At 70.0% G+C, this 15,767-nt stretch carries 11 protein-coding genes; 9 read left to right on the forward strand and 2 right to left on the reverse strand.

The window, feature by feature from the left end; all coding sequences use genetic code 11:
• Positions 1 to 52 precede the first annotated feature (52 nt).
• The 4 genes from AC07O4_RS27870 to AC07O4_RS27885 all read left to right on the forward strand — a co-directional run bounded on the left by AC07O4_RS27870 (position 53) and on the right by AC07O4_RS27885 (position 4,629).
• Complete coding sequence (locus AC07O4_RS27870) at positions 53 to 1,318, forward strand: nitrate regulatory protein (RefSeq protein WP_062475447.1); 1,266 nt, start codon at positions 53 to 55, stop codon at positions 1,316 to 1,318.
• A gap of 320 nt (positions 1,319 to 1,638) precedes the next feature.
• Positions 1,639 to 2,886, forward strand: a complete 1,248-nt coding sequence (locus AC07O4_RS27875; RefSeq protein ID WP_062475451.1) for a CmpA/NrtA family ABC transporter substrate-binding protein — start codon at positions 1,639 to 1,641, stop codon at positions 2,884 to 2,886.
• 13 nt (positions 2,887 to 2,899) lie between these two features.
• Positions 2,900 to 3,823 carry a nitrate ABC transporter permease gene (gene ntrB, locus AC07O4_RS27880; protein WP_495274913.1) on the forward strand — a complete coding sequence of 308 codons (924 nt, stop codon included), beginning with the start codon at positions 2,900 to 2,902 and terminating at the stop codon, positions 3,821 to 3,823.
• On the forward strand, positions 3,820 to 4,629 hold the full coding sequence (locus AC07O4_RS27885; RefSeq protein WP_070063125.1) for an ABC transporter ATP-binding protein: 810 nt from the start codon (positions 3,820 to 3,822) through the stop codon (positions 4,627 to 4,629). The genes ntrB and AC07O4_RS27885 overlap by 4 nt, the downstream gene beginning before the upstream one ends.
• Positions 4,630 to 4,654: 25 nt before the next feature.
• On the opposite strand, the gene AC07O4_RS27890 is transcribed toward AC07O4_RS27885, so the two are convergent.
• Positions 4,655 to 5,938 (reverse strand): type IV pili methyl-accepting chemotaxis transducer N-terminal domain-containing protein, encoded by a 1,284-nt coding sequence (locus tag AC07O4_RS27890; protein ID WP_495306221.1) that lies wholly within the window; start codon positions 5,936 to 5,938, stop codon positions 4,655 to 4,657.
• 260 nt (positions 5,939 to 6,198) lie between these two features.
• On the opposite strand from AC07O4_RS27890, the gene AC07O4_RS27895 reads away from it, so the two are divergent.
• Entirely contained in the window at positions 6,199 to 7,464 is a 1,266-nt protein-coding gene (locus AC07O4_RS27895) for an MFS transporter (RefSeq protein ID WP_062475477.1), read from the forward strand.
• Between the two features lie 20 nt (positions 7,465 to 7,484).
• On the opposite strand, the gene AC07O4_RS27900 is transcribed toward AC07O4_RS27895, so the two are convergent.
• Positions 7,485 to 9,203 (reverse strand): bifunctional protein-serine/threonine kinase/phosphatase, encoded by a 1,719-nt coding sequence (locus tag AC07O4_RS27900; protein WP_495306222.1) that lies wholly within the window; start codon positions 9,201 to 9,203, stop codon positions 7,485 to 7,487.
• A 64-nt stretch (positions 9,204 to 9,267) separates the two neighbouring features.
• Here AC07O4_RS27900 and nirB point away from each other — a divergent pair, with 64 nt between their 5' ends.
• From nirB to AC07O4_RS27920, 4 genes are read left to right on the forward strand one after another with little or no spacing between them, the layout of a single operon-like run.
• Positions 9,268 to 11,700: a nitrite reductase large subunit NirB gene (gene nirB, locus AC07O4_RS27905; protein WP_495306223.1), complete on the forward strand. Its 2,433-nt coding sequence runs from the start codon at positions 9,268 to 9,270 to the stop codon at positions 11,698 to 11,700.
• 13 nt (positions 11,701 to 11,713) lie between these two features.
• Positions 11,714 to 12,502, forward strand: a complete 789-nt coding sequence (locus AC07O4_RS27910) for a type IV pili methyl-accepting chemotaxis transducer N-terminal domain-containing protein (RefSeq protein ID WP_070063129.1) — start codon at positions 11,714 to 11,716, stop codon at positions 12,500 to 12,502.
• Between the two features lie 39 nt (positions 12,503 to 12,541).
• Entirely contained in the window at positions 12,542 to 12,946 is a 405-nt protein-coding gene (gene nirD / locus AC07O4_RS27915) for a nitrite reductase small subunit NirD (protein WP_495306224.1), read from the forward strand.
• Between the two features lie 7 nt (positions 12,947 to 12,953).
• Positions 12,954 to 15,752: a nitrate reductase gene (locus AC07O4_RS27920; RefSeq protein ID WP_495306225.1), complete on the forward strand. Its 2,799-nt coding sequence runs from the start codon at positions 12,954 to 12,956 to the stop codon at positions 15,750 to 15,752.
• Positions 15,753 to 15,767: the final 15 nt, after the last annotated feature.

Consider the following 15,767-nt stretch of genomic DNA (forward strand, 5'->3'; position numbering starts at 1 on the left):
GCGAGGCACGGAAGTTGCACGAGCGGGATGCGCCCCTTCTGCGCCCCCACGAATGACTTCCGGCCTGAGCTTCCTGATCGCCGCGCGCCGATGCGAGATCGACGCGCTGGACCAGCTCGCGCGCACCAGCGAGCTGGTCGGCGCCATCGGGCGGCTCGTGCATGCGCTGCAGCGCGAGCGCGGCATGTCGAACGTGTTCCTGGCCTCGCACGGCGGGCGCTTTGCCGACCAGCGCGGCCCGCAGATCGCCGAATGCCTCGCGCTCGAGCAGCAGGTGCGCGCCGGCTTCGACCGGCTTGAGGCCGAGCACCACCGCGCGGTGGGCGCCGGCCACGGCGCGCGCCTGTTCAGCCGCATCGCCTGGGTGCTGCCCGGCCTGGACGCCCTGCCCGCGCTGCGCCGGCGCATCGACGCGCTCGAACTCCAGCCGGCGCAGGCCGTGGCCGCCTTCGCCAAGCTGGTGGCCGGCCTGCTGGCGGTGGTGTTCGAGGCGGCCGACGGCGCCACCGACCCCGAAATCTCGCGCCTGCTGGTGGCGATGTTCAACTTCATGCAGGGCAAGGAGTTCGCCGGCCAGGAGCGGGCCTTCGGCGCCGCCGCGCTCGCGCTGGGCCGGGGCGACGACGCGCAGCGCCAGCAGTGGCGCCACCTCATCGAGTCGCAGGAGCGCTGCTTCCAGGTGTTCATCGATTTCTCGGGCGACGCGGTGCGCACGCTGTGGCACGACAGCCAGTCGGACGCCGTGCTCGCCGAACTCGAGCGCCTGCGCCGCAAGGGCGCCACGTCGGTGCCGGCCGACGCGCTGCTGAGCCAGGCCTGGTTCGACTGCTGCACGCGGCGCATCGACGCCATGCAGACGGTCGAGAACCGCCTCTCGGCCGACCTGCGCGCGCTGTGCGACCACAAGACCGCCCAGGCGCGCAGCGAGCTGGCCGCATACCGCCAGCTGCTCGGCACGCTGGCCCCGCAGGCCGGCGGCGCGCTCTTCTTCGACGATGCCCAGCAGGCGCAGGACGCCACGCCGGCGCAGCTCGGGCGCCACCTCGAGCGCTCGGTGCTCGACATGGTCCAGGAGCAGTCGCAGCGCCTGCAGGCCATGAGCGACGAGCTCGACACCGTGCGCGCCTCGCTCAACGAACGCAAGATCGTCGAGCGCGCCAAGGGCCTGCTGATGGCGCACCGACGCCTGAGCGAGGCCGAGGCGCACAAGATGCTGCGCCAGACCGCCATGAACCAGAAGCGCCGCCTCGTCGACGTGGCCGAGTCGATGCTGGCCATGGCCGACTACCTGCCGCTCGAACCTGCACCGCGGCGCTGACCCGGGCCGCTTGGATTGGTGCAGCGCACAACAACTGTGCGTCGCCCGGGTTAGCGAGCCAGCAGGAACTTTCTCCTGCGCCGGCGCGCCCTGCCAGCTATCTTTTCCATAGCTCCCAACGGCGGGTTCGAGCTGGCACGTCGCTTGCGTAGTCCTTGGCACGGGACCGCAAGGTCTCAAAGGCAGGTTGCACCCAACGGCGGGTGCGGCCCACCGAACCGGACAAAGGCGTCCCCATCCCGCAAGGGCTCGTTCGCGAGCAGCCCCTGCGCGGTGCGGACGCCTTTTCGTTTTTGTCTTTCACTTCTGGAGCCCCGTCCATGTCCGATCTGCTGCTGAAAACCAAACTGAGCCGGCGCCGCGTGCTGCAGGCCGCCGCCCTCGGCGCCGTGGGCATCGACCCCGCGCTGCGCGCCGCCGTCTGGGCCCAGGGCTCGGACAAGCCCGAGAAGGAAGAAGTGAAGATCGGCTTCATCCCGCTGACCGATTGCGCCAGCGTGGTGATGGCCTCGGTGCTGGGCATCGACAAGAAGTACGGCGTGAAGATCGTGCCCAGCAAGGAAGCCAGCTGGGCCGGCGTGCGCGACAAGCTCGTGAACGGCGACCTCGACATGGCGCATGTGCTCTACGGCCTGGTCTACGGCATGCACCTGGGCGTGAGCGGCCCGAAGAAGGACATGGCCGTGCTCATGACCCTCAACAACAACGGCCAGGCCATCACGCTGTCGAAGAAGCTGGCCGACAAGGGCGCGGTCGATGCGGCCTCGCTCGCCAAGCTCATCGCCAAGGAAAAGGGCGAATACACCTTCGCCCACACCTTCCCCACCGGCACGCACGCCATGTGGCTCTACTACTGGCTCGCCTCGGCCGGCATCGATCCGTTCAAGGACGTGAAGAACATCACCGTGCCGCCCCCGCAGATGGTGGCCAACATGCGCGTGGGCAACATGGACGGCTATTGCGTGGGCGAGCCCTGGGGCCAGCGCGCGATCATGGACGGCATCGGTTTCACCGGCATCACCACGCAGGACATCTGGAAGGACCACCCCGAGAAGGTGCTGGGCTGCACCGCGGAGTTCACGAAGAAGTACCCGAACACCGCGCGCGCCGTCACGGCCGCGATCCTCGAGGCCGGCAAGTGGATCGACACCGGCCTGCAGAACAAGAACAAGATGGCCGAAACCATTGCTGACAAGAGCTACGTCAACACCAGCGTGGACGCCATCAACCAGCGCATCCTGGGCCGCTACACCAACGGCCTGGGCAAGAGCTGGGACGACCCCAACCACATGAAGTTCTACAACGGCGGCGCCGTGAACTTCCCGTACCTGTCGGACGGCATGTGGTTCCTCACGCAGCACAAGCGCTGGGGCCTGCTGAAGGAGCACCCCGACTACCTGAAGGTGGCCACCGAGATCAACCGCATCGACATCTACAAGCAGGCCGCCGCCGCTACTCAGACGCCCGTGCCCAAGGACGTGCTGCGCACCAGCAAGCTCTTCGACGGCACCGTCTGGGACGGCAAGGACCCGAAGAAGTACGCCGAGTCTTTCAAGCTCCATGTCTGAGGAGAAACGCACCATGGTCAGCGCTGTCTTCCATTCCCCGCTCGACGCCGTGGCCTCGCAGGTCACCGCGCCCGTGGTGTCCAGGCCCCTGGCACCCGCCCCCGCTGCGGCCGTTGCTCCGGCAGCGCCTGCGCCCCGCACCCGCACGCCCCTGGACCTGCGCGCCTTCTGGATGCGCGTGCTCCCGCCGTTCCTGGGCTTCGGCCTGCTGGTGCTGGTGTGGGAGATCGTGGCCATGAAGAGCACCACCGGCTTCCCCTCGCCGCTGGCCACCTGGCAGCAGGCGCTCACGGTGTTCAGCGATCCGTTCTACAGCAAGGGGCCGAACGACCAGGGCGTGGGCTGGAACGTGCTCTCGTCGCTGCAGCGCGTGGCGCTGGGCTTCGGGCTGGCGGCAGCCGTCGGCATTCCGGCCGGCTTCGCCATCGGGCGCTTCGAGTTCCTCTCGCGCATGTTCAACCCGCTCATCAGCCTGCTGCGCCCGGTGTCGCCGCTCGCGTGGCTGCCCATCGGCCTCCTGGTGTTCAAGGGCGCCAACCCGGCCGCGATCTGGACCATCTTCATCTGCTCGATCTGGCCAATGGTCATCAACACCGCCGTGGGCGTGCAGCGCGTGCCCAGCGACTACATGAACGTGGCCAAGGTGCTCAACCTCAGCGAATGGAAGATCCTCACCAAGATCCTCTTTCCCGCCGTGCTGCCCTACATGCTCACCGGCGTGCGCCTGGCCGTGGGCACCGCGTGGCTGGTGATCGTCGCGGCCGAGATGCTCACGGGCGGCGTCGGCATCGGCTTCTGGGTGTGGGACGAGTGGAACAACCTCAACGTCGCCAACATCATCATCGCGATCTTCGTGATCGGCATCGTCGGCCTGGTGCTGGAGTTCGCGCTCATCAAGCTCGCTACCGCATTCACGTTCGAAGAGGTGAAGTCATGAACGACGATTCGAAGTACATCGAGATCCACAACGTCGAACAGGCGTTCAAGACGCCCAAGGGCCGCTTCGTCGCGCTGCGCGACGTGAACCTGAACGTGGCCAAGGGCGAGTTCGTCACGCTCATCGGGCACTCGGGCTGCGGCAAGTCGACGCTGCTGAACCTCATCGCCGGGCTGACCACGCCCACGCAGGGCGTGCTGCTGTGCGCCAACAAGGAGATCAAGGGCCCGGGCCCCGAGCGCGCCGTGGTGTTCCAGAACCACTCGCTGCTGCCCTGGCTCACCTGCTTCGAGAACGTGTACCTCGCCGTCGAGCGCGTGTTCGCGGCCACCGAGAACAAGGCGCAGCTGCGCGAGCGCACCGACGCGGCGCTCGCGCTGGTGGGCCTCACGCCCGCGGCGCAGAAGCGCCCCGGTGAAATCTCGGGCGGCATGAAGCAGCGCGTGGGCATCGCGCGGGCTCTGTCGATGGAGCCCAAGGTGCTGCTGATGGACGAGCCCTTCGGCGCGCTCGACGCCCTCACCCGCGCCAAGCTGCAGGATGAACTGCTCGCCATCGTGCAGAAGACGCGCAGCACGGTCGTCATGGTCACGCACGACGTCGACGAGGCCGTGCTGCTGAGCGACCGCATCGTGATGCTCACCAACGGCCCGGCCGCCACCATCGGTGACGTGCTGGCGGTGGACATCGCGCGTCCGCGCAACCGTGTCGCATTGGCCGAAGACCCGGCCTATGTGCATGCGCGCAAGGCGGTGATCGACTTTCTCTACACGCGCCAGGCGCATGTGGAGAAGGCCGCGGCCTGACCCGGCAGGCGCGGCACGACGGGCATCAAGACATGATGACCTGCAGGCTGTGCTCGTACCACCCGGTCAGGCGCTCGAAGGTGTCGACCAGCGCTTCGCTGGAACGCACCAGCGTGGCGCGCCCCTCGGCGCTGTCGAGCGCCTGCACGCCGCCGACGAGGCGCAGCCACTCGTCGCGCGCGCTCGCCAGCCCGGCGCGGATCTCGGGCGAGCTGAGCGGCGCACGCTCCAGCTCCAGCAGCGCGGCTTCGAATTCGTTCATGGTCGGCAGCAGCCGTTCGCGCGAGGCGCCAGCCGCGAGCGTCGAGGCCAGCAAGGCGTCCTTGGCGAGGCGCTGCGCGCGCATGCGCTGCCGTCCGCAGATGTTGACGATGCGCAGCGCGCGCCGCGCACCCGAGGCCTCCAACGCGTCCGTCAGCGACTCGGCCGCCGACAGCAAGGCCTCGCCGCGCGCATCGATCGCAGCCAGCCCCTGCGACGCGGGCTTGGCCGTCAGCAGCGCGGCCAGCGCGAGCCACGCGGCCTGCACCTCGCCGAGCGCCTGCACGCCGGCCGGCCCCAGCTCGAGGGCCGTCAGATGATCCAGCGTCTGCTGCACGCGCTCGGTCGACTGCGTGCGCAGCACGCGCGCACGCTGTGCGTCGATGCCGGCCGCGAGCTGCGCCGCCACGCGCACCAACCGCTGCGAGAGCATGCGCAACTGGCCCGCGCGGTTGATCGCCTCGGCCCACTGCGCGGCCTCGATGACCGAGCGCGACACCTCGCCCAGCCGCAGGTTGGCGTGCATCGCGGCGCCGCGCAGCAGGCCGAAGGCCTCGTCTTCGCCAATGCCGCGCGCAGACATCAGCAGGCCCTTGGCACGGTCGACCCACTTGCGCTCGTCCATGCGGGTGCGCAGGGCGTCGAGTTCGGTGCGCAGCGCGGCCTCGCGGGTCCAACGGGCCTGCGCCTGCGCGGTCAGTGCGGCGAGCGCATCGGCGCCATCGATGGGTACCCACCCGTGCACGCCCGCGGCCACGAGCGCTGCGTGCTGCGCGCCGTCCAGCGGCGCGCTCATCACGCCCAGGGCGCACGGCGGTGCGCCGCCCCAGGGGGCCAGTGCTTCGAGCAGCGCGTCGAGCTGCGGCTCTGTTGCATCCAGATGCACCAGGACCATCGACGGTGCGAGCGCCTGCGTGCGCTGCACCAGCGTGTGGCAGCCCGCACGCCCGAGCACCGCGACGCCCGCGGCATCGATCGACTGCTGCAGCGGCGCCGGCAAGGGCTCGCCTTCAGCGGGTTCAGGGGAAAGGACGACGAGAAGGGACATGGCGGCAAGGTGTGGCAAGGCCCGGGAAGCATAGGCCACGCCAGCCTGCATTCGCAGGCACGCCTCTTGCATCGAAGGGGGCACGGTGTAACGAAGCACCGCTTTGGTGAGGCTGCAGGTTCCTGCATCCAACCCGGCCCTCCTCAGGCCGGGCTCACCCCCATGCCGACGGCATTCGCCGACGGTACCCCGACTCCACCCCTGTCCGTCGACACGGCCGCCTCCCGGTCGCGCCGCGGCTTTTTGCACCTTTGAACACCATGTCCGGTTTCAGGAATTTCTTGCAGTCAGGCCACAGTCCGACCCTGTTCGCGGCCTTCCTGTACTTCTCGTTCTCCTGCTGCATCTGGGTGCTCAACGGCGCCATGGCGCCCTTCATCGGCGAGACCTTCAACCTCTCGCCCGCGCAGAAGGGCCTGATGCTGTCGGTGCCGATCATCGCGGGCGCGCTCATGCGCTTCCCGCTGGGCCTGCTGTCGCAGTACATCGGCCGCAAGAAGGCCACGCTGGTCGAGATGGGCCTGATCGCGGTGGCGATGCTGTTCGGCTTCTTCTTCGTGAAGAGCTTCAACGACCTGCTCGCCATGGGCGTGCTGCTGGGCATCGCCGGCGCGAGCTTCGGCGTGGCGCTGTCGCTGGGCTCGGGCTGGTTCCCGCCGCAACACAAGGGCCTGGCCATGGGCCTGGTGGGCGCGGGCAACGTGGGCACGGCCGTGTCGGTGCTGGTGGCGCCGCCGCTGGCCAACTGGCTGGGCTGGCAGGCGGTGTACGGCGTGGCCGCCGTCGCCATCCTCATCCCGATGGTCGTGATGGTGTTCTTCGCCAAGGAGCCGCCGGACGTGGACCCGCACGGCAGCTTCCGCGCCCACATCGCCTGCCTGTTCGAGAAAGACGGCTGGGTCTTCAGCCTGATCTACGGCGTGACCTTCGGCGGCTTCATCGGCCTCACGACCTTCCTGCCCTCGTACTACTACGACCAGTTCGGCGTGAGCAAGGTGCAGGCCGGCCAGCTGACGATGCTCGCGGCCTTCATGGGCGCGGCGGTGCGCATCGTGGGCGGCTGGTTGTCCGACCGCTGGGGCGGCGTGAACACGCTCACGGTGGTGCTGCTGGTGGTGGCCGTGGGCCTCGTGCTGGTGGGTTTCTCGTCGGGCTCGCTGGCGCTCACCACGCTGCTGCTCATCGTCTGCTTCGCCGCGCTGGGCGCGGGCAACGGCGCGCTGTTCCAGCTGGTGCCGCTGCGCTGGCCCACGAGCACGGCGGTGGCCGGCTCGATGATCGGCGAGATCGGCGCCCTCGGCGGCGGCCTGGTGCCCAACGCCATGGGCCTGTCGAAGCAGTACCTGGGCAGCTATGCCTGGGGCTTCGTGTTCTTCGGTGCGCTCTCGCTGGCGATGCTGGGCGTGATGCGCGTGATGCAGATCCGCTGGACGCGCACCTGGGCCGAAAAAGGCGGACGCGCGCGCGTCACGCCGGCCCCTGCGGTCGCCAAGCCCTCGCCCGTTCGCAAGGCCGCCCGCTCATGACCCTGCCCGCCCGCCCCCGCTCAACGTGGCAGGAAAAGCAGCCACACGATGAGCAGCACGTTGAACAGCACCGACACGCCGAGCGCGAGCTGGTACAGCGCGAGCGGGTCGCGGCGGATCAGCGGCGTGGCGGCGGGCGCGTTCACGGGGCGCGAGGCGCCGCGCTCCAGTGCGAGCAGCATCTCCTCGGCGGTCTCGAAGCGTTCGCGCGGATCGCGGGCCACGGCCTTGCGCACGAGGTGGTCGAGCCACACGGGCACGTCGGGCCGCAGGCGCGAGAGCGCGACCGGATCGCGCCGGTAGCGCGCCACCTGGTAGGGCTCGATCTCGCCGTAGGGCAGGTGCCCGCCCAGCCACTGGTAGAGCGTGGCGCCGAGCGCGAACAGGTCGCTGCCCGCATCGGCCACGCCGCCTTCTTCCCACTGCTCGGGGTTGATGTAGCTAGGCGTGCCCGCGTGCAGCTCGCGCTGCGCCGCGCCTTCGCGGCCCGAGATCGCCACGCCCAGGTCGAGGATGCGCCAGCGCCCGTCGTCGCCCCGGTGCAGGTTGCCGGGCTTGATGTCGCGGTGGACCACGCCGTGGCGGTGCAGCCGCCCGAGTGCACGGCTCACCTCGATGGCCGCGGCGACCACCTCGGTCACAGTGCCGCGCGTGCCGTCCTTGCGCATCTGCTCGAGCGTGCGCCCGCCGTGCCAGTCGAACACGATGTACAGCGCGCTGGCGTCGGGTGCGCGCTCGTGCACGCGCACGAAGCCGCCGCCCTGCCCCACGCGCTGCCCCAGCCAGGCCTCGTGCGCCAGCATCGCGCGCTCCTGCGGGTCGCCGGCGCGCGACGGGTGCAGGGTCTTGAGCGCGACCAGCTCGCGCGTGACCGGATGGCGCGCCTGGTACAGCAGGTGCACGCCGGTGTCGGCCACCAGGCCGGTGACGACGTAGCCGTCGAGCACGTCGCCCACCTTGAGCCACGGCGGCGGCGCCAGGCGGCGGCCGTCGCCGAGTTCGTCGTCGAGCTGGCGCGCGTCCAGCCCCACCACGCGGATCACCAGCGCGGTCGCGTTGTCGCGCGTGCCGGCGTCCAGCGCGGCCTGCACCAGCGCCTCGCTCGCGGCCTCGGCGTCGCCCTGCAGCGCGAGCGCGGCCACCTGCTGCGGCTTGAGCACGCCGTGCACGCCGTCGGTGCTGAGCACGAAGCAGTCGCCCACGCGCACGTCGCCCTGCAGGTAGTCGACGCGCACCTGGTCGTCCAGGCCGATGGCGCGCGTGAGCCGGCTGCGCATGTCGGGGTGGTCGAAGGCGTGGTCCTGCGTGAGCAGCTGCGCGGGCTCGCCGTCGGCGCGCACGCGCCAGGCGCGCGTGTCGCCCACGTGGGCCAGCGTGTAGCTCTGGCCGTGCAGAACCAGCGCGGTGAGCGTGGTGAGCGCCGTGCCGGCGCCCTCCTGCTTGCCCTGGCGCCGGCGGTTGTGGTCGGCGAGCCAGCCGTTCTGCGCGCCGATCAGGCGGTCGAGCGCGGCGGTCGGCTCCCAGGTCGCGGGCGTGGCGAAGTAGTCCGCCAGCAAACCCATCACCGTGGTCTGCGCCGCCTCGCGGCCGCGTCCGCCGCTCGAGACCCCGTCGGCAATCGCCGCGATGAGCCCGCGTGCCTCGTCGCCGGCCGGCGCATGCACCGTGCCGGCGAAGTCCTCGTTCGCGTCGCGCGGCCCGCGCTGGCTGCTGTAGCCGATGTCCACTTCAAAGCTCATGGCGCGATTCTGACCGCGCGCCGCGGGCCGTCGTTCGGTTGATTTCCCTGAAAGGTCCCGCCCCATGAAGAAAATGAAACTCGTGATGGTCGGCAACGGCATGGCCGGCGTGCGCACGCTCGAAGAGCTGCTGAAGATCGCGCCCGACCTGTACGACATCACCGTCTTCGGCGCCGAGCCGCACCCCAACTACAACCGCATCCTGCTGTCGCCGGTGCTCGCGGGCGAGCAGACGGTGGACGAGATCGTGCTCAACAGCTGGGAGTGGTACAGCGACAACCACATCACGCTGCACGCCGGCAAGAAGGTGGTCGAAGTCGACCGCGTGAACCGCATCGTGCGCGCGGAAGATGGCACCGAGGCGCCCTACGACCGCCTGCTGATGTGCACCGGCTCCAACCCCTTCATGCTGCCCGTGCCCGGCAAGGACCTGAAGGGCGTGATCGCCTACCGCGACATCGCCGACACCGACTACATGATCGAGACCGCGCGCACGCACAAGAACGCCGTGGTCATCGGCGGCGGCCTGCTCGGGCTCGAAGCCGCCAACGGCCTGATGCTGCGCGGCATGACCGTGACGGTGGTGCACGTCATGCCCTGGCTCATGGAGCGCCAGCTGGACGACGTGGCGGGCAAGCTGCTGCAGAAGTCGCTCGAAGACCGGGGCCTGAAGTTCCTCATGGGCGCGCAGACGCAGGACCTCGTCGGGGGCGACGACGGCCGCGTGAAGGCCATCCGCTTCAAGGACGGCACCGAGGTCGCGGCCGACCTCGTGGTGATGGCCGTGGGCATCCGCCCCAATGTGGAGCTGGCCGAGAAGATGCGCCTGCACTGCAACCGCGGCATCGTCGTCACCGACACGATGCAGACCGTGACCGATGCGCGCATCTACTCGGTGGGCGAATGCGCGGCGCATCGCGGCATCGCCTACGGTCTGGTGGCGCCGCTGTTCGAGCAGGCCAAGGTGGCGGCCAACCACCTGGCGCAGTTCGGCATCGGCCGCTACCTCGGTTCGCTCACGTCCACCAAGCTCAAGGTGACGGGCATCGACCTGTTCAGCGCCGGCGAGTTCATGGGCGGCGAAGGCACCGAAGAGATCGTCATGAGCGACCCCTTCGGCGGCGTCTACAAGAAACTGGTGCTCAAGGACGACAAGCTGATCGGCGCCTGCCTGTACGGCGACACGGTGGACGGCAGCTGGTACTTCAAGCTGCTGCGCGACGGCCGCAGCGTGCACGACATCCGCGACAAGCTGATGTTCGGCGAATCGAACATCGGCGACACCGGTCACGAGGGCCACAGCAAGGCCGCGAGCATGCCCGACGACGCCGAGGTGTGCGGCTGCAACGGCGTGAACAAGGGCACCATCTGCAAGGCCATCAAGGAGAAGGGCCTGTTCACGCTCGACGAGGTGAAGAAGCACACCAAGGCCAGCGCCAGCTGCGGCTCGTGCACCGGGCTGGTCGAGCAGATCCTGATGTTCACCGCGGGCGGCGACTACTCGGCCACGCCGAAGAAGAAGGCGATCTGCGGCTGCACCGACATGAGCCACCAGGACGTGCGCGACGCGATCCGCAAGGAGCACTGGCTCACGCACGCCGACGTGTACCGCGGCATGGGCTGGCGCACGCCCAACGGCTGCGCCACCTGCCGCCCGGCTGTCAACTACTACCTCATCAGCACCTGGCCGAAAGAGGCGAAGGACGATCCGCAGAGCCGCTTCATCAACGAGCGCAGCCACGCCAACATCCAGAAGGACGGCACCTACTCCGTCATTCCGCGCATGTGGGGCGGCCACACCACGCCCGACGAACTGCGCCGCATTGCCGACGCGGCCGACAAGTACAAGATCCCGACCGTCAAGGTCACGGGCGGCCAGCGCATCGACCTCCTGGGCGTGAAGAAGGAAGACCTGGAAGGCGTGTGGAAGGACATCGGCATGCCCAGCGGCTTTGCGTACGCCAAGTCGCTGCGCACGGTGAAGACCTGCGTGGGCAGCGAGTGGTGCCGCTTCGGCACGCAGGACTCCACGCAGATGGGCAAGGACCTGGAGCGCGCGCTGTGGGCCATGTACTCGCCGCACAAGGTCAAGCTGGCCGTGTCGGGCTGCCCGCGCAACTGCGCGGAGGCCGGCATCAAGGACGTGGGCGTGATCGGTGTCGACTCGGGCTGGGAGCTGTACGTGGGCGGCAACGGCGGCATCAAGACCGAGGTGGCGCAGTTCCTCGTGAAGGTGAAGACCGCCGAGGAAGTGATGGAACACGCCGGCGCTTTCCTGCAGCTGTACCGCGAGGAAGGCTGGTACCTGGAGCGCACGGTGCATTACATCGGCCGCGTGGGCCTGGACTACGTGAAGAAGAAGATCCTCGAAGACGCCGAAGGCCGCCAGGCGCTGTGGGAGCGGCTGCAGTTCGCGCTCGACGGCGAGCCCGACCCGTGGTTCGAATCGGCGCAAGCCTCGGTGGATGTGCGGCAGTTTGCGCCGCTGAGCGTGTGATCGGAGCGACCGCTTGAAACGACGACTCTTCATTGCTTCTTCCGCCCTCGCCGCACTCGCCCCGGTGGGCGCCCGCGCGCAGGTGGCCGACCTCAACGACGCCATCAACAAGGCCGGCCGCCAGCGCATGCTGTCGCAGCGCGCGAGCAAGGCCTACCTGGCGCTGGTGCAGAAGGTGGAGCCGCGCAGCGCGCAGCAGGTGCTCGACCGCTCGGTGGCGCTGTTCGAGCGCCAGCTCGGCGAGCTCAAGGCCTTTGCGCCCACGCCAACGCTGCGCGCCACCTACGACGGCCTGGACGGCGCCTGGCGCGCGTTCCGCACCGAGCTGGCCGACGCAGCGCCCGGCCGGGAGGCCGCCGCGCGGGTGGTGGCGCTCGACGCCGCCGTGCTCGCGCTGGCCCACCAGGGCACGGCGCAGTACGAGGCGGCCTCGGGCAAGCCGGTCGGGCGGCTGGTCAACATCGCGGGGCGCCAGCGCATGCTGTCGCAGCGCATGGCCAAGTGCTACCTGGCCGCGGCGATGCAGATCGACCCGGCCGGCAGCACCGCCGAGATCGCCAAGGCGCGCACCGAATTCCTGGCCGCGCTCGAGCTGTTGCGCAACGCGCCCGAGGCCACCGCGCAGATCCGCCAGGAGCTGGTGCTGGCCGACGCGCAATGGATGTTCTTCAACCGCGGCCTGCAGCGCCTGGACGGTGCGGGCGCCTCGCCCGCGCTGATGTCCGACGTGTTCGTGAGCAGCGAGAACCTGCTCGCGATCATGGACCGCGTGACCGGCCTGTACGCCGAGATCAAGACCTGATCCGCGCCCGACCCCAAGACAAGACAAGAGAGCCCCACCATGAGCGATTGGAAAGCCATCTGCCGCCTCGACGACATCCCCGTGCTCGGCGCCCGCCGCGTGATGCGGCCCGCCGGCCTGGACGTGGCCGTGTTCCGCAATGCCGAGGACCAGGTCTTCGCGCTGCTCGACCGCTGCCCGCACAAGGGCGGCCCGCTGAGCCAGGGCATCGTGTTCGGCACCAGCGTGGCCTGCCCGCTGCACAACTGGGCCATCGGCCTGGACGACGGCTGCGCCCGCTCGCCCGACGAAGGCTGCACGCCGAAGTTCGCGGTGAAGCTGGAAGACGGCGTGGTGCACCTGGACGCCGGCGAGCTGGCCACGCACGCGCTCGACCTGGAGCGCCCGGTCGCCGGGCCGCAGCGCCTGGCCGTCGTGACGCTCCTGTCCCCGGAAGAAGGTTGAGGCCCGCATGACCCAGGAGACGCGCTCCACCTGCCCGTACTGCGGCGTCGGCTGCGGCGTGATCATCGAATCGCAGGGCGACCAGATCACCGGCGTGCGCGGCGACCCCGACCACCCGGCGAACTTCGGCCGCCTGTGCACCAAGGGCTCGACCTTGCACCTCACGGCCAGCGCGACCGTCACGCGCCAGACGCGGCTGTTGCAGCCCCTGCAGCGCCTCGCGCGCAAGGAGGCGCCCGCGCCCATGACGTGGGACCACGCGCTCGACCTCGCCGCCGGCAAGTTCGCGCAGGTGGTGCGCGACCACGGCCCCGACGCGGTCGGCTTCTACGTGTCGGGCCAGCTGCTCACCGAGGACTACTACGTCTTCAACAAGCTGGCCAAGGGCCTGGTCGGCACCAACAACATCGACACCAACTCGCGCCTGTGCATGAGCAGCGCGGTGGCCGGCTACAAGCAGACGCTGGGCGCCGACGCGCCGCCGGCCTGCTACGACGACCTGAAGCACGCCGAGTGCTTGTTCATCGTGGGCAGCAACACGGCGTGGGCGCACCCCATCCTGTTTCGCCGCATCGAGGACGCGAAGGCCGCGAACCCGGGGCTGAAGATCGTCGTGGCCGACCCGCGCCGCACCGACACGGTCGAGATCGCCGACCTGTTCCTGCCGATCCAGCCCGGCACCGACGTCATGCTGTTCCACGGCATGCTGCACCTGATGCTGTGGGAAGGCTGGACCGACACCGCCTACATCGCGGCCCGCACCAACGGCTTCGACGCTCTCAAGGCCACGGTGCGCGACTGCACGCCCGACACCGTCGCGCAGGTGTGCGGCATTCCGAAGGACGACCTGCTCGCGGCGGCGCGCATGTTCGCCACCTCGCCCGCCACGCTGAGCCTGTATTGCCAGGGCCTGAACCAGTCGTCCAGCGGCACGGCGAAGAATGCCGCGCTCATCAACCTGCACCTGGCCACGGGCCAGATCGGCAAGCCCGGCGCGGGCCCGTTCTCGCTCACGGGCCAGCCCAATGCGATGGGCGGGCGCGAGGTGGGCGGCCTGGCCAACCTGCTGAGCGCGCACCGCGACCTGGCGAACCCAGAGCACCGCGCCGAAGTGGCCGCGCTGTGGGGCGTGCCCTCGGTGCCCGACAAGCCCGGCAAGACGGCCGTGGAGATGTTCCAGGCCGCGGCCGACGGCGAGATCCGCGCGCTGTGGATCGCCTGCACCAACCCCGCGCAATCGATGCCCGACCAGGCCACGGTGCGCCGCGCGCTCGAACGCGCCGAGTTCGTCGTGGTGCAGGAAGCCTTCGCCACCACCGCCACCTGCGCCTTCGCCGACCTGCTGCTGCCCGCCACCACCTGGGGCGAGAAGGAAGGCACCGTGACCAACAGCGAGCGCCGCATCTCGCGCGTGCGCCCGGCCGTGCCCGCACCGGGGCAGGCGCGCAACGACTGGTCGATCGGCGTGGCCTTCGCGCGCCGGCTCGAAGCGCAGCTGGGCCGCAGCTTCACGCTGTTCCCGTACGAGAGCGCCGAGTCGGTCTGGAACGAGCACCGCGAATCCACGCGCGGGCGCGACCTCGACATCACCGGCCTGAGCTACGCGATGCTCGAGAACGCCGGCCCGCAGCAATGGCCGCTGAAGGAAGGCGAGCGCACCGGCCGCGTACGCCTGTACGAAGACGGCGTGTTCCCCACGCCCGACGGCCGCGCCCGCTTCGTCGACACGCCCTACAAGCCCGTGGCCGAGGCGCGCGAGGCGCGCTTTCCCTTCTCGCTGAACACCGGCCGGCTGCGCGACCAGTGGCACGGCATGAGCCGCACCGGCACGGTCGGCAAACTGTTCGGCCACGTGGCCGAGCCCGTGGTGCAGATGAACGCGCAGGACATGGCGCGCCGCCAGATCGCCGAGGGCGACCTGGTGCACCTCACGTCCAAGCGCGGCTCGATCCTGCTGCCCGCGCGCGCCAGCGCCGAGATCGGTATGAGCCAGGCCTTCGTCGCCATGCACTGGGGCGAGGAGTACCTGAGCGGCTGCTCGTCGACCGGCGTGCGGCTCGCGGGCATCAACGCGCTCACCACGCCGGCCTACTGCCCCACCTCGAAGCAGCCCGAGCTCAAGCACACGCCGGTGAAGATCCTCAAGGCCGAGCTGCCGTGGTCGCTGCTGGCCATGGCCTGGCTGCCCGCCGGCGACGCGCTCACGGCGCAGCGCGCACTGCAGCCGCTGATGGCGCTGTTCCCCTTCGCCACCTGCGTGCCGTTCGCGAGCAACGCGCAGGGCGAAGAGCGCAGTGGCGTGCTCTTTCGCGCCGCCGCGCACGACGCACCCGACGCCGCGCTGGTCGAAAAAATCGAAGCCCTGCTGGGCCTGCAGACCGCCGACACCCTGCGCTACGCCGACCACCGCCGCGGCCAGCGGCGCGCCGCGCGGCTGGCGCGCCGCGCCGACGGCAGCGCCGGGCTCGAAGCCTTTTTGCTGGGCGGCGACACCAGCGCCGAAGCCTGGATCGCCACCCTGCTGCGCGAGGAACTGCCAGCCCAGAGCTACGGCCGCCTGCTGCTGTCGCCGGGCGCCCGCGCGCCGGTGGCTGTGCAGTCGCGCGGCAAGCCGGTGTGCGCCTGCTTCAACGTGACCGACCGCGCCATCGAGGCCGAGCTGGTGCGCTGCACCGGCAGCGCCGACGAGCGGCTGGCGGCGCTGCAGGGGGCGCTGAAGTGCGGCACCAACTGTGGGTCGTGCGTGCCGGAGCTCAAGCGCATGGTGCGGGCCACCCCGGCCGAAGCACTGGCCGTGGGGGCATAAGCCGACTCACATTCC

It is taken from the genome of Variovorax sp. GW821-FHT09D04 (genome assembly GCF_059416405.1).